This window comes from Streptomyces sp. NPDC087215 (assembly GCF_044744885.1).
GTDB lineage: Bacteria > Actinomycetota > Actinomycetes > Streptomycetales > Streptomycetaceae > Streptomyces.
In genome coordinates this window covers 365,476-390,469 of record NZ_JBIUZD010000002.1, presented here as the reverse complement: position 1 = coordinate 390,469, position 24,994 = coordinate 365,476, and the positions used below count along the sequence as shown (strand labels likewise).

Here is a 24,994-nt window from a genome sequence, read left to right as displayed (position 1 = left end):
GCCGGTACCGCCCTGCGACGGTCGGGCGGGGGCTCCGGCCCGGGGCGTGGCCACCCGGGCCGGAGCGGCCGGGGGCTCAGTCCTCCGGCCGGAGCGGCCGGAGGCTCAGTCCTCGCGGCCCACCGAGGTGAACCGCATGTCCGGGTAGCGGTCGCCCGCCACCCGGGAGGCGATCGGCTCCAGTTCCGCGAGTTCGGCGTCGGTGAGGACGATCCGGGTCGCGGCCGCGTTCTCCAGGAGGCGGGAGCGCTTGCGGGTGCCGGGGATCGGTACGACCGTCAGCCCGTGCACGGCGGCCCGTCGCTGCACCCAGGCGAGCGCGATCTGCGCGGGGGTCGCCCCGTGCGCGGCGGCGATCTTCCGGACCGGGTCGAGGAGGGCCGCGTTGCGCTCGGCGTTCTCGCCGGTGAAGCGGGGCTGGTGGCGGCGGAAGTCGCTGCCCGACAGGTCCTTGGCGGCGTCCGCGAACGCCCCGGTGAGGAAGCCGCGGCCGAGCGGCGAGTACGGCACGAACGCCACTCCGAGTTCGGCGGCGGCGCCGACGGCGCTGCGCTCGACGTCCCGGGAGAAGAGCGACCACTCCGACTGGAGGGCGGTGATCGGGTGCACCGCGTGGGCCTCGCGCAGTTCCGCGCCGGTGACCTCGCTGAGGCCCAGGTGGCGGACCTTGCCCTGCTGGACGAGTTCGGCCATCGCGCCGACGGACTCGGCGAAGGGGATCTCCGGGTCGCGGCGGTGCATGTAGTACACATCGATGGTCTCGACACCGAGGCGGCGCAGGCTGCCCTCGACGGCCTTCCTGATGTACGCGGGGTCGTTGCGGACGGCCCGCCGGGTGGGCTCGGCCGGGTCCCGCTCGATGGCGAACTTGGTGGCGAGGACGACCTCGTCGCGGTGGGCGGCGAGGAAGGGCGCGAGGAACTCCTCGTTGGCGCCGCTGCCGTAGATGTCGGCGGTGTCGATCAGGGTGACGCCCGCCTCCAGGGCCGCGTCGAGGGTGTCACGGGCGGCGGCCTCGTCGGTGTCGCCGTAGAACTCGCTGATGCCCATCGCGCCGAAGCCCTGGACGCCGACCTCGGGTCCGTCCTGGCCGAGGCGGACGGTGTCGATCCTGGTCACACTGGTCATGAAGGTGTTCCTCCGCAGATGGTCCCGTAATGACTGATCTTGCTGTCGAGCACGGCGAGGGTGTCCTGGAGTTCGGTGATCCGCGAGAGCACGTCGCGCCGGGTGGTCTCCAGGAGTTCCCTGCGCCGGTCACGCGTGTGGTCGCCCTCCCGGACCAGTTCGGCGTACCGGACCATGTCGGCGACCGGCATCCCGGTCAGCCGCAGCTTGCCGACGAACGCCAGCCAGCCCAGGTCCTTCTCGGTGAAGCGGCGCTGCCCGGTGTGCGTGCGGTCGACGTGCGGCATGAGGCCGATCCGCTCGTACCAGCGCAGGGTGTGCGCGGTGAGACCGGTCAGGGCGGCGACCTCGCTGATGGTGTAGTGCGTCCGGGTGCGGACCGGGACCGGGCTGGGGCTCGTGCTCGCGATCACGCTCATGCCCCCACGCTAAAAGGTTGGAGTGCACTCGAAGCAAGTAGGCTCGGGGCCATGCAGAGCAGCGTGCCGAGCCTGGCGTCGATCGAGAACTGGCCCGTCCCCACCGCCGCCGCGGCCGTGGTCCGCGCGGACGGCACCACGGCCGGGTCCCACGGGCCGACCGGGAAGCGGTTCCCGCTGGCCTCCGTGACGAAGCCGCTCGCCGCGTACGCCGTTCTCGTCGCGTACGAGGAGGGGGCGGTCGACCTCGACGAACCGGCCGGGCCCGAGGGCGCGACCGTGCGCCATCTGCTCGCCCACACCTCCGGGCTCGCCTTCGACGAGAACCGGGTGACGGCCGCGCCGGGCACCCGCAGGATCTACTCCAACACCGGTTTCGAGGTCCTCGGCGACCATCTCGCCAAGGTCACCGACATCCCCTTCGCCGACTATCTGCGCCAGGCGGTCCTGGAGCCCCTCGGCATGACGGCGACGAGCCTGGACGGCTCGCCCGCGAAGGACGGCGTGTCCACGGTGGACGATCTGGCCCGGTTCGCCGCCGAGGTGCAGGCGCCCCGGCTGCTCGACCCCCGGACCGTGCTGGCCGCGATGACGGTGGCGTACCCCGGTCTGACCGGCATCCTGCCCGGTTACGGGCACCAGCGGCCGAACGACTGGGGTCTCGGCTTCGAGATCCGCGACGGCAAGACCCCGCACTGGACGGGCGTGACCTCCTCGCCGCGCGCCTTCGGGCACTTCGGGCAGTCCGGCACCTTCCTGTGGGTCGACCCGGACGCGCGCGCCGCCTGTGTGGCCCTCACCGACCGCCCCTTCGGCCCGTGGGCCGCCGAGGCCTGGCCGCCCTTCACGGACGCGGTCCTCGCGGACCTGCGGGGGGCCTGACCGGCACCCGGAGGGGACGGCCCGGCTCAGTCCTCCCGGGAGGCTGCCGGGCCGTCGCAGGTGGCGACCGGCAGGGCGCCGTCGGGGCCGTTGAGGACGATGTCCACGAGGCCCGCCGGGTGTTCCGCGTAGGCCGTCGTGCAGACCAGTTGGCGGACGGCCGCCCCGGGCAGTTCCATGACCGGGAAGGGTGCCTCGATCCGCAGCAGACGGCGGGCGGAGGCGGTGGGGGAGGCGGCGTCGGCCGGGTCCTGGACGACGCGCAGCCGACCGGTCGCGCCGTCCGGCAGGGCGGTGGTGACGCCCTGCTCGGCCTCGCCCGGCAGGGGGCCCGCCAGGAGGACGGCGAGGAGCTTGTCGATGCCGATCCGGAGGGCGCCCGGGTTCATGGAGAGATCGACCTCCCCGGCGCTTCGCTCCGTGGCGCCCCTACCGTCGCCCGCCGGGGAGTCGGGCGTCGCGCCGGGCGCGCCGACATCACGGGCCACCGGCATCGACTTGCCGTCGGGGCCCAGGAAGTAGAGCACCGCCCGGCCCCCGGGGCCGGGATCGACCAGCGCGGTCGCCGCCCCGCCCGACTCGACGACATCGCTCTCCTGGATGCCGCATCCGGCGAGCGGGAGCAGGGCGAGCAGGACGGCGGCGACCGCGCCGCGCCTCACAACGGCATCCGCACGGTGAAGACCGCGCCTCCGTCGGGGCGGTTGGCGGCCGTGACGGTGCCGCCGTGGAGCCGTACGTTCTCCAGGGTGATGGCCAGACCGAGGCCGCTGCCCTCCGACCGGGTCCTGGCCCGGTCCGCCTTGTAGAAGCGGTCGAAGACGTGCGGCAGGACGTCCGGGTGGATGCCGGGACCCCGGTCGGCGACCTCCGTCACCAGCTCGCCGCCCGCCGCGTACAGCCGGACCGTGACGGGTGTCCCGCCGTGCCGCAGGGCGTTGCCGACGAGGTTGGCGACGACGACGTCGAAGCGGCGCGGGTCGAGCCGGGCCCTGACTCCCCCGGCGAGGTGCGGGACGATCCGCTCCGGGTCGGTCCAGCGCCGGTTCTGGAGGGTCTTGCGGACGCAGTCGGCCGCGTCGACCTCGTCGGTGTGCAGGGCGGCGGCGCGCGCGTCGAAGCGGGAGATCTCCATGAGGTCCTCGACGAGCACCGCGAGCTTCCCGGTCTCGGCGCTGATCAGACGGACGGCACGGGCGGTGTCGGTGTCCAGGCCCGCGGCGTCCTCGTCGAGGACCTCGGTGACCGCGAGCATCCCGGCGAGCGGGGTGCGCAGTTCGTGCGAGACGTCGGAGGCGAAGCGGCGGGCGCGGGCCTCGGCGTCGCGGAGTTCCGTGACGGAACGTTCCAGCTCGGCGGCGGACTCGTTGAACGTCCTTGCCAGGTCGGCGAGTTCGTCCCTGCCCTTGGCGTGGATACGGGTGTCCAGACGGCCGCGGCCCATGCTGTGGGCGGCGATCCGCAGCTCCCGCACCGGCCGGAGCACCCCGCGCGCGGCGATCAGGGCGGGGATCAGGGCGACGAGGAGCGCGGGCAGGGCCCCGTCACGGGCGGCCATGACCATGGCCTCGACGCTCGCCTCCTCCTCGTCGAGCTCCATGACCGCGTAGACGACGAGCCCGGTGCGCTGGGGCGCCCCGTCGGGCGAGTGGGCCAGGAAGACGGCGGGGACGGCGATCGTCAGGTACGGGACGCCGTCCTTGACGACCCGCTGGAAAGCGGCGTGCGGCACGTTCTGGTCGAGGGCGCGGCTCCGCAGCTCCGGGGTGACGACGGAGGAGCTGGGCCGGTCGGTGGAGGAGACCCGGACGGTGCCGTACTCGGCGTAGACCCGCCAGGGGCGCGGCTTGCCCTGCCGGGCGATCAGCATGAGCTGGCTCCGCAGCGTGTCCGGCTCCACGGGGAGCTGGATGCGCAGGTCCTCGGCCTGCTCGCGGAAGGCGGAGACCGCGGTGTTCTGGGTCTGCTCCAGGATCGCGTTGCGGGCGGCCCGGTAGGTGAGGGCGGCGGTGGTGCCGCAGCCGACGGCGGCGACGAGGAGGAAGGCGAGGATGAGCCGGGTGCGCAGTCCGAAGGGGTGCGGGCGCAGCCGGGGGCCGCGGTGGCGGCGCCGGGGGCCGGGGGCGGGGTCTTCGGAGTGCCGGTCCCGGGGCTCGGGCTCCGTCGGGTCGAGGGTGTCGGGTTCCGGTCCGACGCAGGTTCTCACAGGGGTCCGAAGCGGTAGCCGAAGCCGCGCAGGGTCTGGATGTAGCGGGGTTCGCCGGGGGTGTCCTCGATCTTGTTGCGGAGGCGGCGGACGCAGGCGTCGACCAGCCGGGCGTCCCCGTGGTAGCTGTGCTCCCAGACGTGTTCGAGGAGCTGCTGGCGGCTGAAGACCTGCTCGGGGGCGGCCGTGAGGTGCAGGAGGAGCTTCATCTCGGAGGGGGCGAGGCCGATGCGTTCGCCGGACTTGGCGACGGTGAGTCCGGCCCGGTCGATGGTCAGTTCGCCGTGGAACTCGACGGCGGACCGGCCGGACCCGGGCTCCTCGATGCGGCGGAGCACGGCCCGTATCCGGGCCTCGATGACCTCGGTGCGGGCGGGTTTGACGATGTAGTCGTCGGCCCCCGCCTCCAGTCCGACGACGACGTCGAAGTCGTCGCCCCGGGCGGTCAGCATGATGATCGGCAGCTGGCTGCTCTCGCGGACGGTGCGGCAGACCTGGACGCCGTTCATCCCGGGCAGCATCAGGTCGAGGAGCAGCAGGTCGGGACGGAACTCCCCGAGGGCCGTGAGCCCCGCCTCGCCGGTGGCGGCGGTCCGCACCTCGTGCCCGCGGCGGCGGAGTCCGAGCTCGACGCCTTCGCGGACGGAGGGGTCGTCTTCGATCAGCAGCACGCGGGGCATCTGTGGAGTATCCCAAGGTCGGCGGGGCCCTCGTCAGGAGGGGGCGGTGAGCGGGTCGGCGGGGGTTCGAGCGCGGCGGGGGCGGTGGGTCCGGGTACGGCGGGATTCACGTGCGGCGGCGGAGGCGGCGGGACCCGGCGGCGAGCAGGGCGCTCACCTCGGTGAGGCGGAGGGGCCGGGCGAGGACGGCGAAGATCGCGGCGATCGTGAGGGCGCCCGCGAGCCCGGCGGGCACGGCTCCGGCGGGACCGGTGAGGTGGGTGACGACCAGCCCGTATCCGGCGGCGGGCAGGGCGGCGACCAGCAGACGGCCGAGGGCCCCGGCGGAGCCGCCGTCCGGAGTGGCGCCGGGGGTGGCGGGGGTGGTGGGGTCCGGGGTGCCGGTGTGCCGCGTGGTGCCGGTGAGGCCCGGAGTGCCGGTGGGTCGCGTGGCGTGGGCGAGGCCCGGGGTGGCGCCCCGGCCCGTGGACCGCAGCCGTCGGCGCAGGACGTACGCCGTGACGGCCCAGCCCGCCCACAGGGCGAGGGAGTATCCGGCGGCCATGCCGGTGACGGCCCAGCGGGTCGGCAGGAGGAGGTGCGCGGCCAGCGAGAGGAGCGCGTTGAGGCCCGCGATCACCAGGTTCAGCAGGAAGGGGGTGCGGGTGTCGCGCAGCGCGTAGAAGGCGCGGGTGCACACGTACTGCCCGGACAGGGCGACCAGTCCGGGGGCGAAGGCCATCAGGATCCAGGACATGGCGCGGATGTCGTCGCCGCTGGTCGCCCCGTACCGGAAGACGACCGTCATCAGGGGGACGGCGAGCGCGAAGAGGGCGCAGGCGGCGGGGACGACGGCCGCCCCGCTGGTCCGCAGGGCGTAGCCGATGTCCCGCCGGACGCCCGCGAGGTCGCCGTCGGCCGCCGCGCCGCTCATCCGGGGCAGCAGCGCCGTCACCAGGGAGACGGTGACGATGCCGTGCGGGACGGTCCACAGCAGATAGGCGTTGTTGTACGCGGCGAGGCCGCCGCCGCTGACCGTGCCGCCCGCCGAGGTGGCCAGCAGGGTGGTCACCCAGTACGCGCCCTGGTTGGTGAGGACCAGCAGCACCAGCCAGCCGGCCGAGCGCAGCGGGGCGGCGAGACCGCTGCCCCGCCAGTCGAACCGGGGCCGCCAGCGGAAGCCCGCGGCGCGCAGCGGGGGCAGCAGGGCGAGGGCCTGGAGCGCGATGCCCGCGGTGGTGCCCCAGCCGAGCAGCGCGGTCTCGCCGGGGGTGAGGGCGCCGCCGTCGCTCACCACGAGGAAGAGGCCGAAGACGGCGACGACGACCACGTTGTTGAGGACCGGGGTCCACATCATGGCGCCGAACCGGCCGCGGGCGTTGAGGACCTGGCCGAGGAGGGTGAAGACGCCGAGGAAGAGGATCTGCGGGAGGCAGGTGCGGGCGAAGGCGACGGTCATCGCGCGCTGGTCGCCCGTGTAGTCGGTGTAGAGGTCGACGATGAGGGGCGCGGCGAGGACGGCGGCGGCGGTGAGCGCGGTGAGGGCGAGCGCGCAGAGGGTGAGGAGCCGGTCGGTGTAGGCGACGCCGCCGTCGGCGTGTTCCTTGGCCGCCCTGACGAGTTCGGGGACGAAGACGGCGTTGAGCGCGCCGCCGAGGAGCAGGGTGTAGACGATGGTGGGGACGGAGTTGCCGACCGCGTAGCCGTCGGCGACGTAGCCCGCGCCGAGGGCGGCGGCGACGACGGCGGCGCGGACGAAGCCGGTGGCCCGGGAGACGAGCGATCCGGCGGCCATCAGGGCGCCGCTGCGGAGCGCGGTCGGCGGGGCCTTCGCCCGTCTCCCGCCGGGCCGTCCGGTGGTGAGGGCGGCCGTCACCGGCGGGCCAGGTACGCCTGGAAGGCGCGGTACAGCGCTTGGTTGGCCGTGCCCTGCATCGGTGTCTCCCACTCTCCCAGCGTCTCGACGACCTGTCCGCCCGTGCCGAGCTTCCAGCGGAGCAGCCCGTGGGCGCGGTCGCCCGGATCGAGGGTGGAGGGTACCCCGCGCAGGTCGTAGACGTCGGCGCCGAGGGCCTGGGCGTCGAGCATCATGCGCCACTGGAGGGCGTTGGAGGGCCGTACCTCGCGGCGGTGGTCGGCGGAGGCGCCGGTCTGGTACCAGACCCGGCCGCCGACCGTGATCATGGTGTGGGCGGCGAGGACCTCGCCCTCGTGGCGGGCGAGGTAGAGCTTCATCCGGCCGGGGTGTTCGGCGTTGAGGACGGCGTACTGGCGCTCGTAGTAGGCGAGGGAGCGGCCGAGGCGGAAGCCGTCGCGTTCCTCGGTGACGCGGAGCAGCCGGTAGAACTCGGGCAGGTCGGCGGCGGAGCCCACGGTGATCTCGACGCCGGACTTGCGGGCCTTGCGGACGTTGCGCCGCCACTCCTGGTTGAGTCCGGTCCACAGGTCGTCGGGGGTGCGGCCGGTGAGCGGGACCTGGAAGACGTGCCGGGGCTGGGCGTCGGCGCCGTCCTCGGACTCGCCGCCGCAGCGCCGCCAGCCGCGTGCCCTGAGCCGGTCGGCGACGAGGGTGCCGAGCGGGTCGACCTCGTCGGCGAGGACGTCGGAGAGCCTGCGCCCGGGGCCGGTGCCCGCCTTGACGGTGGGGGCGTGCCAGCGCCGGTAGGCGGGGGTGGGGCCGATGCGGACGGCGAAGGCGCCGGAGGCCCGCAGGTGCCCGAGCAGGGGGGCGAGCCAGCCGTCGACGTCGGGGTCGGCCCAGTCGGCGACGGGCCCCTCGGGCAGGTAGGCGAAGTACTTGCGGGTGCCGGGGAAGGGACGCAGGAGGACGAGGGCGACCCCGGTGAGGGTGCCGGACTCCGGCCCCCAGCCGATCAGTTGGTGCTGCCAGCCGTCCTTCACCCGCGCCCAGGCGGGGACCTGGAGGAAGCTGGGTCCGTGCGCACCGGAGCGGGAGGCGAGGAACGCGCGGTACGTCTCCGGGGTCACGGGCCCGAGGCGGAGCGGCCCCGCGGGGGCGTGGTGGTCGGTGGGTGCGGCCGTCACGAGCAGCGCTGACACAACGGGGCCTCCTGGTTCCGCCCCTCGGTGGTCGGGGCGCACAGCAGGCTCACAGCCGAATGAGACCGGGTCGCGCGGCGTGTGTGACAGAACGGTGACGGTTGTGCCGCAGCCCTCGTCACATGGGCCCTCCCGCCCCCGGTGGATGCCGGGCGCGGCCTAAAGTCCGGATCATCCCACTCGCTTCCCTCCGCGGAGGTCTTCCGTGTCCCACATACGCACGCCCCGTTCCGTCATACGCACGCCCCGTTCCGTTCTCGCGGCGACCGCCCTCGCCGTCTCCCTCACCGCCTGTACGGCCCAGGCGGCGGGCGGCCCCGCCGCCTCGGGCGCACCCGCCGCCCAGAAGTCCCCGGCGAAGGTGCGGGTCGTCACCCAGGAGGCGGGCAAGCCGGTGATCGTGACCGCGACGGGCGGCACGATCGCGCGGGTGACCGTCACCGACGCGGACGGCGGGGCGCTCACCGGCCGTACGGGGAAGGGCGGGGCGGCCTGGACCTCGGACCGCAAGGCCGCGCCGGGCACCTCGTACACGGTCGAGGTGACGGCCCGCGGGGCGGGCGGCCAGGAGTCGACGACGACGTCCTCCTTCCGCACCCCGGCGGCGGAGAAGGTCAACAAGCTGACCCTGGCCCCCGGCAAGAACACCACCGTGGGCATCGCCCACCCCCTGTCGATCGTCTTCGACCTGCCGGTGACGCGGAAGGCGGACGTGGAGCGGCAGTTGAAGGTCACCACCTCGAACGCCACCGAGGGTTCCTGGGGCTGGGTGAAGGACCACTCGGGCCGCGACCGGGCCGACTGGCGGCCCCGGGAGTACTGGAAGCCCGGCACGAAGGTCACGCTGGCGGCGGACCTGAACGGGACGGACTCCGGCGGCGGCTGGTTCGTCCGCGACTACCTCACCGGATTCACCGTCGGCACCGCGCAGGTCGTCAAGGTCGACCTGGACCGGAAGCGGCTGACGCTCTCCAAGGACGGGCGCACGGTCCGCACGATCCCGGTCTCCGGCGGCACCCCGGGCGGCGACAAGCGGTCCTGGCGGGGCACGGCGGTGCTGATGGCGAAGGAGGGCACCATCAACATGAACTCGGAGACGGTCGGCCTCGGTGACGCCTACGACAAGATGGTCGACTACTCGATGCGGCTGACCTGGTCGGGGATGTACGCGCACGCGGCCCCGTGGAACGCGGCGTACTTCGGCAGGGCCAACAAGAGCTCGGGCTGCATCGGCATGAGCGACGGGGACGCCGCCTCCTTCTACGCGGCGGTGAACGTCGGCGACCCCTTCGAGATCACCGGCGAGGACACCAAGGGCACGGTCGCCGAGGGCAACGGCTACGGGGCGTGGAACCTGAGCTGGGAGCAGTGGAAGGCGAAGAGCGCGCTGCGGTGAGCGCCGGGCGCGGGAGCGCGCTGTGTGGAGTGCCGGGCGCACCACCGAACCACTCCCCAGGGTGGTTTAGGTGGTTCGCGCCACCGGCCCGTCACCTCTTGGCTACGCTCGGCGATGCCGAGAAACACAGCGTGCGTGCCGCAGGGCCGGAGGTGCTGACCATGGTCAACATTCAGGAACTCGATCCCAGTGCTTCCCCGTTGGACTACTACGGCTGGGAACTCCGCCGTCTGCGCGAGGAGCACAAGCTCACGCAGCAGCAGCTCGGGGACATCATCTTCTGCACGGGCTCCCTCATCGGGCAGATCGAGACGACGAGGAAGCTCCCCACCCGCGCCTTCTCGGAGCGGGTGGACGCGGCGCTCGGCACGGGCGGAGTGTTCTCGCGGCTGATCGGCCTGGTGCTGCGCAGTCGGCTCCCGGCGTGGTTCCAGCCGTACGCGGATCTGGAGGCACGCGCCACGTACATCTCCGCCTTCCAGGCACAGGTGGTGTACGGCCTGCTGCAGACGCCGGAGTACGCGCGGGCCATGCTCTCCATCGACCACGCGGACCAGGTCGAGGAACTGTTGGCGGCCAGGCTCGAACGCCAGCGCATCCTGGAGCGCGCCGAGCCGCCGGTCCTGTGGGTCGTGATGAGCGAAGCCGTGCTCATGCAGCAGGTGGGCAGCCGTGAGGTCATGCGCGAGCAACTGGCGCACCTGCTGACCTTCCGCGACAACCCGTGGGTGCACATCCAGGTGCTCCCGTTCTCGGCCGGTGAACACACGGGGCTGATGGGATCGTTCACGCTCCTCAGGTTCGAGGACGACCCCGACATCTTCTACGTCGAGAGTTACGACCAGGGTCACATGACCGCCAATCCTCCCGTGATCAAGGAGCGTTCCGTCGGCTACGCTCGACTGCAGGCTATGGCCCTCTCTACCGAGGACTCAGCGGAACTGATCGCTCGTGTGATGGAGGAACACTATGGAGACCCGTCCTGACCTGACCGGAGCACAGTGGCGGAAGTCGTCGCACAGCGGTCCCAGCGGTGGCGAATGCGTCGAGGTCGCCGACGGCTTCCCCGGAGCCGTCCCGGTCCGCGACAGCAAGAACCCCACAGGCCCCACCCTGATCATCGGCACCCAGGCATGGCAGACGTTCACGGACGGCCTCCGCTAGGACCCGCTCCACACCTCTCTCACGTGATGGAGGAACACCATGGAGACCCGTCGACCTGACCTGACCGGAGCGCAGTGGCGGAAGTCGTCGCACAGCGGTCCCAACGGTGGTGACTGCGTCGAGGTCGCCGACGGCTTCCCCGGAGCCGTCCCGGTCCGCGACAGCAAGAACCCCACAGGCCCCACCCTGATCGTCAGCACCCAGGCATGGCAGACCTTCACCGGCGGCCTCCGCTAGGACCCGCTCCACATCTGCCACGTCAGTACCTCCGCGTCACCGGCCGCGAACAGGGCGAGCCCCTTCGCGCCGGTGACGCGAGCCGCGTCACCGGTGGTGAGTTCCTCGCCTCCGACGCGTACCGTGCCGCGCGCCACGTGCGCGTACACGAAGTCGCCGTCCGGGAGCGGCGCCCGTCCGCCCTTCTCCAGCCGGTGGACGCGCAGGGTCCCGCCCGGTACCGCGTACGAAGTGCCGTCGCCGACGCCCCGCACCACTTCGTACGAGGGTTCGCCGCCCGGCTCCGGCGGGGCCAGCCACATCTGCACGAAGACCAGCGGCCCGTCCCCGTCGTTGCGCTCCACGTGGCGCACTCCGGCCGCCGCACCGAGGTGCTGGAGGTCTCCCGCGCGGACGACGGTCGCGTGCCCCGCCGAGTCGCGGTGGGTGAGCTCGCCCTCGACGACCCAGGTGACGATCTCGGTGTGGCTGTGCGGATGCTCGTCGAACCCGGCCCCCGGCGCCAGCCGCTCCTCGTTGCAGGCGATCAGCGAACCGAAGCGGAGGTTGTCGGGGTCGTAGTGCGGCCCGAACGACAAGGCGTGCCGGGTCTCGATCCCGGCCTCCGGGTCACCACCGGGGTAGCGCTCCGCCGCGCGCTGGATGCGTATCACGCGCCCCACCGTAACCTCCCCCGTCCCCCCGCCGGAGGCGGACCGGCACCCGCGCGGGGAGGGAACCCGCCCCGACCCCGCACAGCGCCGTCCCGATAAGGCAGTCTTGTCCCGTGCCAGAACCCACGAACGCCGCCCATCCGCACGCCGCGACCCTGAAGCGCCTCGAACAGTCCTCGGGGCGGCTCGCCGCCGGCGCCATCGCCCGCATGGACGAGACGCTGCCGTGGTACCGGGCGATGCCGCCCGAGAACCGGTCGTGGATCGGCCTGGTGGCCCAGGCGGGCATCGCCGCGTTCACGGAGTGGTTCCGGCACCCCGAGACCCCGCAGGCGATCTCGACGGACGTCTTCGGCACCGCCCCCCGCGAACTGACCAGGGCGATCACCCTGCGCCAGACCGTGGAGATGGTCCGTACGACGATCGAGGTCATGGAGTCGGCCATCGAGGAGGTCGCCGCCCCCGGCGACGAGGCGGTGCTGCGCGAGGCGCTCCTCGTCTACGCCCGGGAGATCGCCTTCGCGACCGCCCAGGTGTACGCGCAGGCCGCCGAGGCCCGGGGCGCCTGGGACGCGCGCCTGGAGTCACTGGTCGTGAACGCGGTCCTGTCCGGCGAGGCCGACGAGGGCGCCGTCTCCCGCGCCGCGGCCCTCGGCTGGAGCTCCCCCGACCATGTGTGCGTGATCCTCGGCACCGCCCCCGACGGCGACAGCGAACTGACCGTCGAGGCGATCCGGCGGGCCGCCCGGCACGCCAAGCTCCAGGTCCTCACCGGCGTCCTCGGCAACCGTCTCGTCGTCATCGCGGGTGGCAACGACAACCCGCTCTCCGTGGCCAAGGCCCTGATCGGCCCGTACGCGGCCGGTCCGGTCGTCGCCGGTCCCGTCGTCCCCGACCTGCTGGCCGCGACCCGCTCCGCGCAGGCCGCGGCGGCCGGTCTCAAGGCCTGCTCGGCATGGCAGGACGCGCCCCGGCCCGTCCTCGCCGACGACCTCCTCCCGGAGCGCGCCATCGCCTCCGACCCCGCGGCACGCGAGCAACTGGTGGAGGAGATCTACAGACCGCTGGAGGAAGCGGGCTCGGCGCTCCTCGAAACTCTCAGTGTCTACCTGGAGCAGGCCAGCAGCCTGGAAGGCGCGGCGCGGATGCTCTTCGTCCACCCGAACACCGTGCGCTACCGGCTCCGACGTGTGACCGACGTCACCGGCTGGTCACCCTCCGATGTCCGCTCGGCGTTCACGCTGCGGATCGCGCTCATCCTCGGGCGCTTGGCCGACGCGGATCCCCAGCTCTAGACTTTTGTAGAACACCGACAATTACCCCGACGGTTCTTCGTCCTTGTCCCCACGGGCGCCAGGAGCCGTCCCCAAGAGAGAGTGTGAGGGTGCTCGTACTCGTCGCTCCCGGCCAAGGCGCCCAGACGCCCGGCTTCCTGACCCCCTGGCTCGAACTCCCCGGCGCCGCCGACCGCATCGCGGCCTGGTCCGAGGCCATCGGTCTCGACCTCGCCCACTACGGCACGAAGGCGGACGCGGACGAGATCCGCGACACCGCCGTGGCACAGCCGCTCCTGGTCGCCGCCGGTCTGCTCTCCGCGACCGCGCTCGGTGACGTGTCCCCGGGGGTCGTCGCCGGGCACAGCGTCGGCGAGTTCACCGCCGCCGCGCTCGCGGGCGTCCTCGACGACACCGCCGCCCTGCGGCTCGTCCGCACCCGCGGTCGGGCGATGGCCGAGGCCGCCGGGATCACCCCGACCGGCATGTCGGCGCTGCTCGGCGGTGACCCCGAGGTCACCGTCCCGCACCTGGAGGGGCTCGGCCTGACCGCCGCCAACGTGAACGGCGCGGGCCAGATCGTCGCCGCGGGCACCCTGGAGCAGCTGGCCGCTCTGGAGGCGGACAAGCCCGAGGGCGTCCGCCGGGTCGTCGCGCTCAAGGTCGCGGGCGCGTTCCACACGCACCACATGGGCCCGGCCGCCGCGACGCTGGAGGAGGCCGCGCGGGAACTGTCCCCGGCCGCCCCCACCACCCGTTACGTGTCCAACAAGGACGGCCTGGTCGTCGCCGACGGTGCCGAGATCGTGGCCCGTCTGGTCGGCCAGGTCGCGAACCCGGTCCGCTGGGACCTGTGCATGGAGACCTTCCGGACCCTCGGCGCGACCGCGCTGGTCGAGGTGTGCCCCGGCGGCACCCTGACCGGCCTCGCCAAGCGGGCCCTGCCGGGCGTGGCCACGGTCGCCCTGAAGACTCCCGACGACCTGGACGCGGCCCGTACGCTCATCGCTGAGCACGCGGCCGTCTGACAAGGAGTGTCGAGAATCATGTCGAAGATCAAGCCCAGCAAGGGCGCCCCGTACGCGCGCATCCTCGGTGTCGGCGGCTACCGCCCCACCCGGGTCGTGCCGAACGAGGTGATCCTCGAAAAGATCGACTCGTCCGACGAGTGGATCCGCTCGCGCTCCGGCATCGCGACCCGCCACTGGGCCTCGCCGGAGGAGACCGTCGCCGCCATGTCGGTGGAGGCCTCCGGCAAGGCCATCGCCGACGCCGGGATCGCCCCGGAGCAGATCGGCGCCGTGATCGTCTCCACGGTCTCCCACTTCAAGCAGACCCCGGCCGTCGCCACCGAGATCGCCGACCGGATCGGCGCCGGGAAGCCCGCCGCGTTCGACATCTCCGCGGGCTGCGCGGGCTTCGGCTACGGCCTGACCCTCGCCAAGGGCATGATCGTCGAGGGTTCGGCCGAGTACGTCCTCGTCATCGGCGTCGAGCGGCTCAGCGACCTGACGGACCTGGAGGACCGCGCGACGGCCTTCCTGTTCGGTGACGGCGCCGGTGCCGTGGTCGTCGGCCCCTCCGACGAGCCGCACATCGGCCCCACGGTGTGGGGTTCGGAGGGCGACAAGTCCGAGACGATCAAGCAGACCGTCCCGTGGGACGAGTTCCACGCGGGTGACGCCTCGACGCTTCCCCTGAACCAGCAGGGCGAGATCAAGTTCCCCGCCATCACGCAGGAGGGTCAGGCGGTCTTCCGCTGGGCCGTCTTCGAGATGGCGAAGGTCGCGCAGCAGGCCCTGGACGCCGCCGGCATCACGGCGGACGACCTGGACGTCTTCATCCCGCACCAGGCCAACATGCGGATCATCGACTCGATGGTGAAGACGCTCAAGCTGCCGGAGCACGTCACGGTCGCGCGGGACGTCGAGACCACCGGCAACACGTCGGCGGCCTCGATCCCGCTCGCCATGGAACGGCTCCTGGCGACCGGCCGGGCGAAGAGCGGCGACACCGCGCTCGTCATCGGCTTCGGGGCGGGTCTCGTCTACGCCGCGTCGGTCGTTACCCTCCCCTAGGCACACCGGATCATCCTTCCGGCAAACCATTCACCAGCAATCACAAGAAGGAGCGCCACCATGGCCTTCACCCAGGAGCAGATCGTCGAGGGTCTCGCCGAGATCGTCAACGAGATCGCCGGCATCCCGACCGAGGACGTCCAGCTCGACAAGTCCTTCACCGACGACCTGGACGTCGACTCGCTGTCCATGGTCGAGGTCGTCGTGGCCGCCGAAGAGCGCTTCGACGTCAAGATCCCGGACGAGGACGTCAAGAACCTCAAGACCGTCGGTGACGCCGCCGACTACATCCTGAAGCACCAGGCCTGATTCGGCCCACGCTGACCCGGCCCGCCACCCGGCGGTGGCGCCGTATTCCGACCATCACACACATGGAGAACGAATTCCTGTGAGCTCGACCAATCGCACCGTGGTCGTCACCGGTATCGGCGCAACCACACCGCTGGGTGGCGACTCCGCATCGACCTGGGAAGGTCTGATCGCGGGGCGCTCCGGCGTCCGGCCCCTGGAGGGCGAGCGCTTCGCCGAACTGCCCGTCCAGATCGCCGCGACGGCCGCCGTCGACCCCGGCGACGTCCTGCCCCGCCCGCTGGCCCGCAAGCTGGACCGTTCGGCGCAGTTCGCGCTGATCGCGGCCCGCGAGGCCTGGGCCGACGCGGGCTACACCGCGCCCGCCGGAGAGGACGACAAGGTCGTCCCCGAGCGGCTCGGTTCCGTCATCGCCTCCGGCATCGGCGGCGTGACCACCCTGCTCGACCAGTACGACGTGCTGAAGGAGAAGGGCGTCCGCCGCGTCTCCCCGCACACCGTGCCCATGCTCATGCCGAACAGCCCCTCCGCCAACGTGGGTCTGGAGGTGAACGCCCGAGCGGGCGTCCACACCCCGGTCTCCGCGTGCGCCTCGGGTGCCGAGGCGATCGGCTACGCCGTCGAGATGATCCGTACCGGCCGTGCCGACGTGGTCGTCGCCGGTGGCACCGAGGCCGCGATCCACCCGCTGCCGATCGCCGCCTTCGCCAACATGATGGCGATGTCCAAGAGCAACGACGAGCCGACGAAGGCCTCCCGCCCGTACGACACGGGCCGTGACGGCTTCGTGCTCGGCGAGGGCGCGGGCGTCGTGATCCTGGAGTCCGAGGAGCACGCGAAGGCGCGCGGCGCGCGCGTCTACTGCGAGGTCCTCGGCCAGGGCCTGTCGGCCGACAGCCACCACATCGCGCAGCCCGAGCCGACCGGCCGGGGCATCGCCGCCGCGATGCGGCACCTGCTCGACACGACGGACCTGAAGCCGTCCGAGGTCGTCCACCTCAACGCGCACGCCACGTCGACGCCGCAGGGCGACGTCGCCGAGATCAAGGCGCTGCGGCGGGTCCTGGGCGACGACCTGGACCATGTCGCGATCTCCGCGACGAAGTCGATGACCGGCCACCTCCTCGGCGGCGCGGGCGGCATCGAGACCGTCGCCACGGTCCTGGCGCTGTACCACCGGCTGGCCCCGCCGACGATCAACATCGACGAGCTGGACCCGGAGGTGGACGCGGACATCGTCCGCGACGAGCCCCGCGAACTGCCGCAGGGCACGATCTCCGCGATCAACAACAGCTTCGGCTTCGGCGGCCACAACGTCGTCCTGGCGTTCCGCAGCGTCTGAACGTCCGTCCGGACATCAGTCCGGGCATCAGTCCGAACTCCGTCCGGGCGAGCGCCGTCCGAGCACCTCCGAGCGCTCCCCCGACACGGCGAAGGCCCGTCCCCGGCACCGGGGACGGGCCTTCGCCGTACGCGGTCCCGGCTCAGCGCAGGGCGAAGGCGGCCGGTTCCGCCTGCATCAGGATCTGGTTGAGGACGACGTGCCCGCCCTTGACGGGGACGAGTTCGGGGCGGATGGAGATCATGTCCGGGGCGGTGTCCGGATCCGTGTCCGGGGCGATCCGGTCCCGGACCTTCCCGGTGGCGGAGTCGAGCAGCAGGACATGGCCGACGCCCTCGTTCTCCAGGACCCCGACGGTGCCGTCCGGCTCCGCCGCGAGGGCCATCGTCTGGCGCTCCGCGCGATGCGACCAGACCTTGCGGCCGTCGGCGAGGGAGTGGGCGACGACGATGTCGGGCACGAGCTCGCCCCGCTCCGAGAGGGTGATCAGGAGGTCGCCGAGGACGAGCGGCCGGGCCGGGTCCCCGTCTCCGACATCGGCGTGGACGGAGAGGATGCCTTCGGGCCCGGCCAGCGGCACGCTCCCCCTCGGGTTGCCCCGTTCGTCGAAGGCGAGGACGGCGTGGGTGCCCCGCTGGTCCTCCTCGTCGACCGCGACGACGACCGGGGAGACGGAGACCACGCTCGCGGACGCCCCGGATTCGACGGGCAGGTCCCGGGACCACCGCTCGGCGCCGGTACGGGTGTCCAGGGCGAGGAGCCGGGCGCGCTCGCCGCACTGCTCCACCAGGAGGGTGCGGGTGGCGTCGGCGTCCATGGCGAGGAGCGCGCAGCCCTTGCCGTGGGGCCGCTGCCAGCTCTGCTTCCCGGTGGCCGTGGACCGGGCCCGGACGGCCTTCTCCTCGGCGCTGACGGCGGTGGCGCCGCCGACCGCGAGGCCACCCGTGAGGCCGTCGCCGGGCAGGTCGCGCCGCCAGAGGACCTCTCCGTCGGCGGTGCGGACCGCGAGCAGGGCGGCGCAGGGCTGTTCGTGGCGGCCGAAGGCGAGGAGCCCGATCCCTTCCTCCGCGTCGGGGGACATCGCGCAGGAGGCCTGCCGGGCGGGTGCCGGGACGCTCCAGCGGACGGCGCCGGTGGTGCCGTCGTAGGCGAAGAGCCCGTCGATACGGCCCTGGGCGACGGTGGAGCCGAGGCCCCAGGCGCCGACGGCCTCGTCGTACTTCTGGCCGGCACCGGGGACCTGCCAGGCGACGGCGGGCCTGGGGTCGAGTCCGGTGGTGGCGGTCGGCCGGGCGCCGGGCCGCCCCTCGGCCCGGTCGTCGTCCTCGTCGTCGCCGGAGCCGACCGCCCAGAGGCCGGAGGCCAGCAGGGCGAGGGCCCAGAGCGCGGCGGACGAGACGAGCGGGAGGCGACCGGTCCTGGCGGGACCCTGGACGGACCCCGTCGTGGTGAGGTCCGGGGCGGACCCGGTCCTGGCGGGACCGCGCGCCGGGCCGGGCGCCCGGCCGGGCGTGTCGGCGGCGGGCGGGACACCGGGGGCCGTACGGCTCCGGCTCCGCACCGCGAGCACGGTCGCTCCCAGCGCCGCCAGGACCAGGGCGCACACCAGTGCCGCCCAGCCCCGGGGCCAGGAACCGGCGAGGACCCCCGCCCCCAGGAAGGCCGCCGCCGCGCCGAACGCGGCGCCCGACAGCAGAACGGCGGCCGGTCCCGGCGGCGCCGTGCGTCCACTCTTCATTCGTGCTCCCCCCGGAGCGCGCCCCCTGCGCGCCCCGGGCGGAATCTACCGGGCTCAGACCACCTGGTGCAGCCAGCGGACGGGGGCGCCCTCGCCCGCGTACCGGAAGGGTTCGAGTTCGTCGTCCCAGGGTTTGCCGAGGAGCTTGGCGATCTCGGCCTCCAGCTGGGTCTCGCCCTGCGCGGAGCGCGCGAGGGCGGCCCTCAGCCGGTCCTCGGGGACCAGGATGTCGCCGTGCAGGCCGGTGACCGCGTGGAAGATGCCCAGGTCGGGGGTGGCGCTGTAGCGCTCGCCCTCGGCGGTGGCGCAGGGCTCCGCGGTCACCTCGAAGCGGAGCATCTGCCAGCCGCGCAGCGCGGAGGCCAGCTCGGAGGCGGTGCCGGTGCGGCCCTTCCAGGAGAACTCGGCTCTCCAGGTGCCGGGGGACGCCGGCTGACGGATCCAGTCGAGCTGGACCCGCGCGCCGAGGACACCCGCGACCGCCCATTCGACGTGCGGGCACAGCGCGCGCGGTGCGGAGTGTACGTACAGGACTCCACGTGTCGTCACCGGGACCTCCAGTGTGGGACGAGGGTCGCCTTTCCCCAGCGGCCTCAGTAAACAGCATCAGGAGCAGAACGTCACAAACCGTCAAAAAGGGGACAGCATGTGACGTGATGTAATTTACCGGAGCCGGTCGGCAAGGCGCCTCTGGTTCGACGGGGGAAAAGCTACCGTGCCGCACCGTCATCGGTGTGACGTACGGTCGGTCCGGGGGCGGGTGCACACGAAGCTTTCACCCGCCAGGACGTCGAGGGAGGGGCCAGGGATGCGCGGCCGACGCCGATTCCGCACCGCCGTCGCCGCCGTGACGGCGGCACTGCTGAGCGCCGGGGCGCTCGCGGGCTGCACGGCCGGGGAGCCGTCCGCGGCGCGGTCCGCCACGAGACCGGCGCCGAGCCCGACGCCGCTGTGGGACGTCTCCCCGTCGTCCGTGGCCGCCGTCGGGGACTCCATGACCCGCGCCTTCGACGCCTGCGCGGTCCTGGCGGACTGCCCCGAGGTGTCGTGGGCGACCGGCACGGACACCGCCGTGAACAGCCTGGCGCTGCGGCTCCTCGGCCCGGAGAAGGTGGCCGCCCGCAGCTGGAACCTGGCCAGGACGGGCGCGCGGATGGCGGAGCTGCCGGAGCAGATGGCGGGGGCGGCGGCCCGGCGGCCGGAGCTCGTGACGGTGATGATGGGCGCCAACGACGCCTGCCGCCCGACCCCGGACCTGATGACCCCGGTCGAGGACTTCCGGGCGTCCTTCGAGACGGCGCTGTTCCGGCTCCGGAAGGGCGCGCCGAAGGCGCAGGTGTACGTGGCGAGCGTGCCGGACCTCAAGCGCCTGTGGTCCACGGGGCGGGTCAGTCCGGTGGGACGGCAGGTGTGGAAGCTGGGGATCTGCGGGGCGATGCTGGCGGACGCGGAGGACCTGGGCCCGGCCGCCGAGCGGCGGCGGGCGGTGGTGCAGGACCGGGTGGTGGCGTACAACCGGGTGCTCAAGGAGGTGTGCGCCGGGGACGTGCGCTGCCGGTACGACGGCGGGGCGGTCTTCGGTTTCCGCTTCGACGGCGGGCAGCTGAGCCCGTGGGACTGGTTCCACCCGAGCAAGGACGGCCAGGCGCGGCTCGCGGAGCTGGCGTACCGGCGGATCACCACGGCGTGAGGGGCCCCGGGAAGCCTTCGCCTCGGCGGCCCGTCAGGGCGTGAGGGGCCCGGGGAGCCCTCGTACCGGGGGATCACCCCCTGCGCGAGGGGCCCCGGAGCGGCTGTCAGGTGCCGCCCCGGGGCCGTCCGGGGGCCCTCCGGAGGGCCCCTGCCTTCCGGGGGCGGCCCGGTAGGCGGGGCTTCCGGGGGCGGTGCCGGTAGGCCGGGCCTCCGGGGCGGTGCCATCAGAACGGGCCTCCGGCGCCGCCCCGGGGAGGTCAGACCTCCAGGGTCGTGCTCAGGCGGGCGTCCGCGAGGGAGTGCGCGGCGACGACCTCGTAGGTGCCGGGGACGAGGGTCCAGTCGTTCTTCTCCTCGTCCCAGATCTCGAAGGCGCGGCGGGGCAGCGCGATCTCGGCCTCGACGGTCTCGCCGGGGCCCGCCTCGACGCTCGTGAATCCGGCGAGCCAGCGGGCCGGGCGCTCCACCGGGTCGTCGGCGGGGGCCAGGTAGAGCTGGACGGTCTCGCGGCCCGCCCGGCCTCCGGTGTTGGTGAGGCGGACGGTCGCGGTGCCGGGGCCGGTGCTCAGCTCCTCGTACGACCAGGTGGTGTAGCCGAGGCCGTGGCCGAAGGCGTACGCGGGGACGGCCTGGCCCCGGTCCCAGGCCCGGTAGCCGACGAACAGCCCCTCCTCGTAGGCGAGTTCGCCTTCGACGGGGGTGACGTCGGTGACCGGGGCGTCGGCGAGGGTGCCGGGCCAGGTGGTGGGGAGCCTGCCGCCGGGCTCCTCGGCGCCGGTGAGGACGTCGGCGAGGGCGGCGCCGCCCTCCTGGCCGGGGAACCAGCTGAGGAGGACCGCGGCCACGTCCTCGCGCCAGGGCAGTTCGACCGGGGAGCCCGCGTTGACCACGACGACGGTGTTCGGGTTGACGGCGGCGACCGCCCGTACGAGGTCGTCCTGACGTCCGGGGAGGGCGAGGTCCCCGCGGTCGAAGCCCTCGGACTCGACCCGCTCGGTGGTGGCGACGACCACGACGGCGGTGTCGGCGGTGCGGGCCGCTTCGACGGCCTCGGTGATCAGTTCGTCGGGGTCCCGGCGGGGCCCGAGGTGGACGAAGGAGAACATGACGGCCGGGAGCGGGGCCGCGAACTCCTTGTCCAGGGTGTGCAGCAGGGAGACCTCGACGGTCTCGCCCCCGGTGAGCGTGACCTTGGCGCGCTCGACCGGGGAGCCGAAGAACGCCTCGAAGGGGTCGGTCTCGGGGCCCATCGTCTGGACTCCGTCGAAGACGGTGGTGCCCGCGACGGCGAGGGTGAAGGCGCCGAGCCCCCGGGTGCCGAAGGAGTGCTCCCCGGACTCGCGCGGGGTGAAGGTGCCGACGACCTCGATGGAGGCGAGGTTCTCGTGGCTGACGCCCGCCGGGAGGTCGTCGCCGATCCACTGGACCTGCCCGTTGGGCAGGGAGCCCTCGCCGAGGAGCCGTCCGGCGGCGTCGCGGCAGCGGGCGCGGAGGGCGAAGCCCTGGTCGGCGGGGGCGAGTTCGTCGCTGGGGTCGGCGCCGACCGTGTAGGAGAGGCTCCCGTCGGGCAGGGCGGCGGTGAGGCCGTCGAGCGGGGAGACGACGTGCTCGGGGAAGACCTGCGCGGAGCCGCCGCCGAGGACGCGGGCGTCGCGGGCGGCGGCGCCGGAGAGGGCGACGGTTCCCGCCCGCAGGGGCAGGGCGCCGTTCTCGTTGCGGACCAGGACGAAGCCCCGGCGGGCGATCTCGCGGGCGAGGGCGTCGCCGTCGAGGGCGGCCGGGGGTTCGGTGACGACCGGCGGGGCGCCTTCGAGGGCGCCGACGCGGGCGGCCAGCCGCAGGACGTTGCGGACGGCGGTGTCGACGGCGGACTCGTCGACCTCTCCGGCGCGCACGGCGGCGGCGAGGGCCTCGCCGTAGACGGTCACGGGGCCGGGCATGGCGACGTCGAGGCCGCCCAGGATGTCGCCGGTGGTGGAGCGGGCGGCCATCCAGTCGGAGACGTTGACGCCGTCGAAGCCCCATTCGCCGCGCAGCACCTCGTTGACGAGGTGGTGGTGCTCGGTCATCGTCACGCCGTTGACCTGGTTGTAGGCGGTCATGATGCCCCAGGGGCGGGCGTTGGTGACGATGGCCTCGAAGGGCGCGAGGTAGAGCTCGCGGAGCGGGCGCGGGGCGATCCGGTTGTCGACGGTGAAGCGGTCGGTCTCGGCGTCGTTGGCGACGAAGTGCTTGACGGTGGTGCCGACGCCGCCGTCCTGGACGCCCTGGACGTAGCCGGTGCCGATGGCGCCGGTGAGCAGCGGGTCCTCGCTGTACGCCTCGAAGTGACGGCCGCCGAGGGGCGTGCGGTGCAGGTTGACCGTGGGCGCGAGGAGGACGTGGACGCCCTTGCGGCGGGCCTCCTGGGCGAGGAGGTGGCCGGCCCGGCGGGCGAGGGCCGGGTCCCAGGTGGCGGCGAGCGCGGTCGGGGAGGGCAGGGCGACGGACGGGTCGTCGGCGGTCCAGCGGACGCCCCGGACCCCGATGGGGCCGTCGGACATGACCAGCGACGCCAGGCCGATCTCCGGGAGGGCGGGCAGGGACCACATGTCCTGGCCGCCCAGCAGCCGCGCCTTGGCGTCCAGGCCGAGCCGGGCGAGCGCCGCCTCCACGGCCGCCTCGCGCAGGGCGTCCCCGCTCACCGGGCTCCCGTTCGCCGCGTCCCCGTTCACGGCGCCCTCGTCCACGATGCCCTCGCGCACGGCGTCCTCGTTCACGTCCGTCACGTCCGTTACCTCCGCGTTGAAGTGCTGGTGGGGCCATCATGGACCCACTTGCCTGTAGATAGGTAGGCAACGTGACCTTTTCGTTATTTTCATGATGGCGTACCGTCCTGGGAGACGAGGACCTGCGGAAAGGGGCCGGGCCGATGGCACGGGCGAGGAGCGAGGAGCGCCGGGCGGAGATCCTGCGCGCCGCCCTGGAGGTGATCGCCGAGCGCGGCTACCGGGGCGCCGCCCTCGGCGCGGTCGCCGAGCGCGTCGGCCTGACCCAGCAGGGGCTGCTGCACTACTTCCCCACCAAGGAGTCGCTGCTCGTCGCCGTCCTGGAGGAACGCGACCGCTGGGACACCAGCGGTGGCCGCGACCGCGAGAAATGGCGGCTCGACCTGCTGGACTCCCTCGTCGAGTACAACGCGATGCGGCCCGGGATCGTGCAGACCTTCTCCGCGCTGCTCGGCGAGAGCGTCACGGACGGGCACCCGGCCCGGGAGTTCTTCACCGAGCGGTACGCGCAGGTGCGGGAGAACATGGCGGGGGTGCTGCGGCTTGAGTTCGGCGACCGGCTGCCGGGCGGCCTCACCCCGGAGCGGGCCGCGCCGCTCCTCACCGCGGTGATGGACGGCCTCCAGTACCAGTGGCTCCTGGACCCCTCGGCGGTCGACATGCCGGGCGCCTTCCGGGACTTCCTGGCGCTGCTCGGCGGGAACGGGACGACGGAGGACACCCCGGAACGGCCGGGGGCGGACCGGGCGGGGTGAGCGGGCTGGGCGGGCTGGGCTGGGCTGGCCGGGCGGGATGAGCGGGCCGGGCGGGCTGGGCTGGCCGGGCGGGATGAGCGGGCTGAGCTGGCTGAGCTGGCTGAGCTGGCTGAGTGGACCGGGCGGAATGAAGGGCTCGGGCGGGCCGAGGGGCGGCCTCGGCTTTCCACCCGGCGGCCGGGCGGGACGAGGAGAGGTCCCGGCCACCGCTTCGGGCCGGGCGGGACGAGGGAGCCCCCGGCTTCCGTCACGGGGCCGGGCGGGATGATGGGGGCATGATCATCGCCGCCACCCAGTTCGCCCCGGTCGCGGGGGACCTCGACGCCAACGTCCGGACCGTCGCCGACCTGATCCGGGCCGCCGGGGCCGAGGGCGCCCGCGTGGTCGTCTTCGCCGAGCTCTGCCTCACCGGCTACGAACCGTCCCTGATCCGGGACTCCCCCGCCCTGGTCCTCACCGAGGACGACCCCCGACTCGAACCCGTACGGGACGCCTGCCGCGCGGTGTCGGCGGCGGCCGTCGTCAACGGGCCGGTGCGGACGGACACCGGTCGCCCGGCGGTCACCTCGCTGGTGATCGGCCCGGACGGCTCGCTCCTCGCCCGCTACGACAAGCGGCACCTGTACGGGATCGAGCGGGAGGTGTTCGCGCCCGGCGCCGCCGACGGGCGGTTCACCCTCGACGGGCTCCGGTTCGCCACCGCCACCTGCTACGACAACCGCTTCCCCGAACTGGCCGAACGGGCCGCCGCCGACGGCTGCGCCGCCTATCTGGCCAGCTCGGTGCTGGCCGCCGACAACGACTCGTTCGAGACGGTCTATCCCGTACGGGCCCGGGACTTCGGTCTGTACGTGGTGCTCGGCAACGTCCTCGGGGCCAACGAGGACGGCACGGGCTGCGGCCGGGCCGGGGCCTGGGGCCCGGACGGCGCCCGCCTCGCGGACGCGGGCGGCACGGAACGGGGCTTCGTCCTGGCGGAGATCGGCTGAGGGCCCGCCGGACGGTACGGGGAGCAGCCCGGACCGGCGTCCGGATACGGGGAGGAACCGGGAACGGCGGCCGAGGGGCGGACACGGAGAAGCCGGGCCGCCGTGGGACATACGGCGGCCCGGCTCCATGGAGAGACATCACGGAACCCCCGGTCCGCGCCGCCTCCCCGCCCCTCTTGAGGGGCGGTCTTCCGGGGGAGGTCCCCTAGGGACAGCCCCTGAAGGACGGTCCCCCTACGGGGTGG

At 73.5% G+C, this 24,994-nt stretch carries 24 protein-coding genes; 13 read left to right on the top strand and 11 right to left on the bottom strand.

The genetic code is table 11. The annotated features are described in order from the left end of the window. Nucleotides 1–105: 105 nt before the first annotated feature. Together ACIO92_RS06335 and ACIO92_RS06330 are read right to left on the bottom strand one after the other, a co-directional pair. Nucleotides 106–1,128 (bottom strand): aldo/keto reductase, encoded by a 1,023-nt coding sequence (locus ACIO92_RS06335; RefSeq protein ID WP_366440424.1) that lies wholly within the window; start codon nucleotides 1,126–1,128, stop codon nucleotides 106–108. After that, a complete protein-coding gene (locus ACIO92_RS06330; protein WP_366440425.1) occupies nucleotides 1,125–1,547 on the bottom strand; it encodes a MerR family transcriptional regulator in 423 nt (140 codons plus the stop codon). The genes ACIO92_RS06335 and ACIO92_RS06330 overlap by 4 nt, the downstream gene beginning before the upstream one ends. A 51-nt stretch (nucleotides 1,548–1,598) precedes the next feature. Between ACIO92_RS06330 and ACIO92_RS06325 the strand changes: the two genes are divergently transcribed. Continuing rightward, the gene (locus tag ACIO92_RS06325; RefSeq protein ID WP_366440426.1) at nucleotides 1,599–2,429 is read left to right on the top strand and encodes a serine hydrolase domain-containing protein; all 831 of its coding nucleotides are present in this window, start codon (nucleotides 1,599–1,601) and stop codon (nucleotides 2,427–2,429) included. Nucleotides 2,430–2,455: 26 nt separating this feature from the next. Here ACIO92_RS06325 and ACIO92_RS06320 read toward each other — a convergent pair whose 3' ends face one another. The 5 genes from ACIO92_RS06320 to ACIO92_RS06300 form a co-directional block, all read right to left on the bottom strand. After that, nucleotides 2,456–3,091, bottom strand: coding sequence for a hypothetical protein (locus ACIO92_RS06320; RefSeq protein ID WP_402055401.1), 636 nt, complete (start codon nucleotides 3,089–3,091; stop codon nucleotides 2,456–2,458). After that, on the bottom strand, nucleotides 3,088–4,635 hold the full coding sequence (locus tag ACIO92_RS06315; RefSeq protein WP_401240027.1) for a sensor histidine kinase: 1,548 nt from the start codon (nucleotides 4,633–4,635) through the stop codon (nucleotides 3,088–3,090). Before ACIO92_RS06315 ends, ACIO92_RS06320 begins: the two co-directional genes overlap by 4 nt. Then, nucleotides 4,632–5,315, bottom strand: coding sequence for a response regulator transcription factor (locus tag ACIO92_RS06310; RefSeq protein WP_366440428.1), 684 nt, complete (start codon nucleotides 5,313–5,315; stop codon nucleotides 4,632–4,634). The genes ACIO92_RS06315 and ACIO92_RS06310 overlap by 4 nt, the downstream gene beginning before the upstream one ends. A 106-nt stretch (nucleotides 5,316–5,421) precedes the next feature. Then, on the bottom strand, nucleotides 5,422–7,170 hold the full coding sequence (gene murJ / locus ACIO92_RS06305) for a murein biosynthesis integral membrane protein MurJ (RefSeq protein ID WP_366440429.1): 1,749 nt from the start codon (nucleotides 7,168–7,170) through the stop codon (nucleotides 5,422–5,424). Continuing rightward, nucleotides 7,167–8,354, bottom strand: coding sequence for a lipid II:glycine glycyltransferase FemX (locus ACIO92_RS06300; protein ID WP_401240033.1), 1,188 nt, complete (start codon nucleotides 8,352–8,354; stop codon nucleotides 7,167–7,169). The genes murJ and ACIO92_RS06300 overlap by 4 nt, the downstream gene beginning before the upstream one ends. A gap of 205 nt (nucleotides 8,355–8,559) precedes the next feature. Here ACIO92_RS06300 and ACIO92_RS06295 point away from each other — a divergent pair, with 205 nt between their 5' ends. From ACIO92_RS06295 to ACIO92_RS06280, 4 genes are all read left to right on the top strand, one after another. Then, a complete protein-coding gene (locus tag ACIO92_RS06295) occupies nucleotides 8,560–9,750 on the top strand; it encodes an Ig-like domain-containing protein (RefSeq protein WP_366440430.1) in 1,191 nt (396 codons plus the stop codon). A gap of 161 nt (nucleotides 9,751–9,911) precedes the next feature. Next, nucleotides 9,912–10,736: a helix-turn-helix transcriptional regulator gene (locus ACIO92_RS06290; RefSeq protein WP_402279740.1), complete on the top strand. Its 825-nt coding sequence runs from the start codon at nucleotides 9,912–9,914 to the stop codon at nucleotides 10,734–10,736. Then, nucleotides 10,720–10,914 carry a DUF397 domain-containing protein gene (locus ACIO92_RS06285; protein ID WP_402279742.1) on the top strand — a complete coding sequence of 65 codons (195 nt, stop codon included), beginning with the start codon at nucleotides 10,720–10,722 and terminating at the stop codon, nucleotides 10,912–10,914. Before ACIO92_RS06290 ends, ACIO92_RS06285 begins: the two co-directional genes overlap by 17 nt. A gap of 39 nt (nucleotides 10,915–10,953) precedes the next feature. After that, nucleotides 10,954–11,151, top strand: coding sequence for a DUF397 domain-containing protein (locus ACIO92_RS06280; RefSeq protein ID WP_402279744.1), 198 nt, complete (start codon nucleotides 10,954–10,956; stop codon nucleotides 11,149–11,151). Here the strand turns inward: ACIO92_RS06280 and ACIO92_RS06275 are convergent. Continuing rightward, nucleotides 11,148–11,804, bottom strand: coding sequence for a pirin family protein (locus tag ACIO92_RS06275; protein ID WP_366440433.1), 657 nt, complete (start codon nucleotides 11,802–11,804; stop codon nucleotides 11,148–11,150). The genes ACIO92_RS06280 and ACIO92_RS06275 overlap by 4 nt on opposite strands. A gap of 113 nt (nucleotides 11,805–11,917) precedes the next feature. Here ACIO92_RS06275 and ACIO92_RS06270 point away from each other — a divergent pair, with 113 nt between their 5' ends. From ACIO92_RS06270 to fabF, 5 genes are all read left to right on the top strand, one after another. Then, nucleotides 11,918–13,099 carry a helix-turn-helix domain-containing protein gene (locus ACIO92_RS06270; RefSeq protein ID WP_351789112.1) on the top strand — a complete coding sequence of 394 codons (1,182 nt, stop codon included), beginning with the start codon at nucleotides 11,918–11,920 and terminating at the stop codon, nucleotides 13,097–13,099. Between the two features lie 89 nt (nucleotides 13,100–13,188). Next, nucleotides 13,189–14,106 (top strand): ACP S-malonyltransferase, encoded by a 918-nt coding sequence (locus ACIO92_RS06265; RefSeq protein ID WP_401240046.1) that lies wholly within the window; start codon nucleotides 13,189–13,191, stop codon nucleotides 14,104–14,106. Between the two features lie 18 nt (nucleotides 14,107–14,124). Next, the gene (locus ACIO92_RS06260; RefSeq protein ID WP_366440435.1) at nucleotides 14,125–15,156 is read left to right on the top strand and encodes a ketoacyl-ACP synthase III; all 1,032 of its coding nucleotides are present in this window, start codon (nucleotides 14,125–14,127) and stop codon (nucleotides 15,154–15,156) included. A 60-nt stretch (nucleotides 15,157–15,216) separates the two neighbouring features. Then, the gene (locus ACIO92_RS06255) at nucleotides 15,217–15,465 is read left to right on the top strand and encodes an acyl carrier protein (RefSeq protein WP_366440436.1); all 249 of its coding nucleotides are present in this window, start codon (nucleotides 15,217–15,219) and stop codon (nucleotides 15,463–15,465) included. Between the two features lie 79 nt (nucleotides 15,466–15,544). Beyond that, nucleotides 15,545–16,807, top strand: a complete 1,263-nt coding sequence (fabF, locus tag ACIO92_RS06250) for a beta-ketoacyl-ACP synthase II (RefSeq protein ID WP_366440437.1) — start codon at nucleotides 15,545–15,547, stop codon at nucleotides 16,805–16,807. A 142-nt stretch (nucleotides 16,808–16,949) separates the two neighbouring features. Here fabF and ACIO92_RS06245 read toward each other — a convergent pair whose 3' ends face one another. Together ACIO92_RS06245 and ACIO92_RS06240 are read right to left on the bottom strand one after the other, a co-directional pair. After that, nucleotides 16,950–18,545 (bottom strand): PQQ-binding-like beta-propeller repeat protein, encoded by a 1,596-nt coding sequence (locus ACIO92_RS06245; RefSeq protein ID WP_402279748.1) that lies wholly within the window; start codon nucleotides 18,543–18,545, stop codon nucleotides 16,950–16,952. A gap of 54 nt (nucleotides 18,546–18,599) precedes the next feature. After that, a complete protein-coding gene (locus ACIO92_RS06240) occupies nucleotides 18,600–19,094 on the bottom strand; it encodes a DUF3145 domain-containing protein (protein WP_366440439.1) in 495 nt (164 codons plus the stop codon). A 259-nt stretch (nucleotides 19,095–19,353) separates the two neighbouring features. Between ACIO92_RS06240 and ACIO92_RS06235 the strand changes: the two genes are divergently transcribed. Continuing rightward, complete coding sequence (locus ACIO92_RS06235) at nucleotides 19,354–20,235, top strand: SGNH/GDSL hydrolase family protein (RefSeq protein ID WP_366440440.1); 882 nt, start codon at nucleotides 19,354–19,356, stop codon at nucleotides 20,233–20,235. A 259-nt stretch (nucleotides 20,236–20,494) separates the two neighbouring features. Here the strand turns inward: ACIO92_RS06235 and ACIO92_RS06230 are convergent, their stop codons facing one another. Next, a complete protein-coding gene (locus tag ACIO92_RS06230; protein ID WP_401240139.1) occupies nucleotides 20,495–22,951 on the bottom strand; it encodes a beta-glucosidase in 2,457 nt (818 codons plus the stop codon). A gap of 197 nt (nucleotides 22,952–23,148) precedes the next feature. Between ACIO92_RS06230 and ACIO92_RS06225 the strand changes: the two genes are divergently transcribed. Together ACIO92_RS06225 and ACIO92_RS06220 are read left to right on the top strand one after the other, a co-directional pair. After that, nucleotides 23,149–23,760 carry a TetR/AcrR family transcriptional regulator gene (locus ACIO92_RS06225; RefSeq protein WP_366440441.1) on the top strand — a complete coding sequence of 204 codons (612 nt, stop codon included), beginning with the start codon at nucleotides 23,149–23,151 and terminating at the stop codon, nucleotides 23,758–23,760. Nucleotides 23,761–24,035: 275 nt separating this feature from the next. After that, nucleotides 24,036–24,749: a carbon-nitrogen hydrolase family protein gene (locus ACIO92_RS06220; protein WP_402279750.1), complete on the top strand. Its 714-nt coding sequence runs from the start codon at nucleotides 24,036–24,038 to the stop codon at nucleotides 24,747–24,749. Nucleotides 24,750–24,994 lie beyond the last annotated feature (245 nt).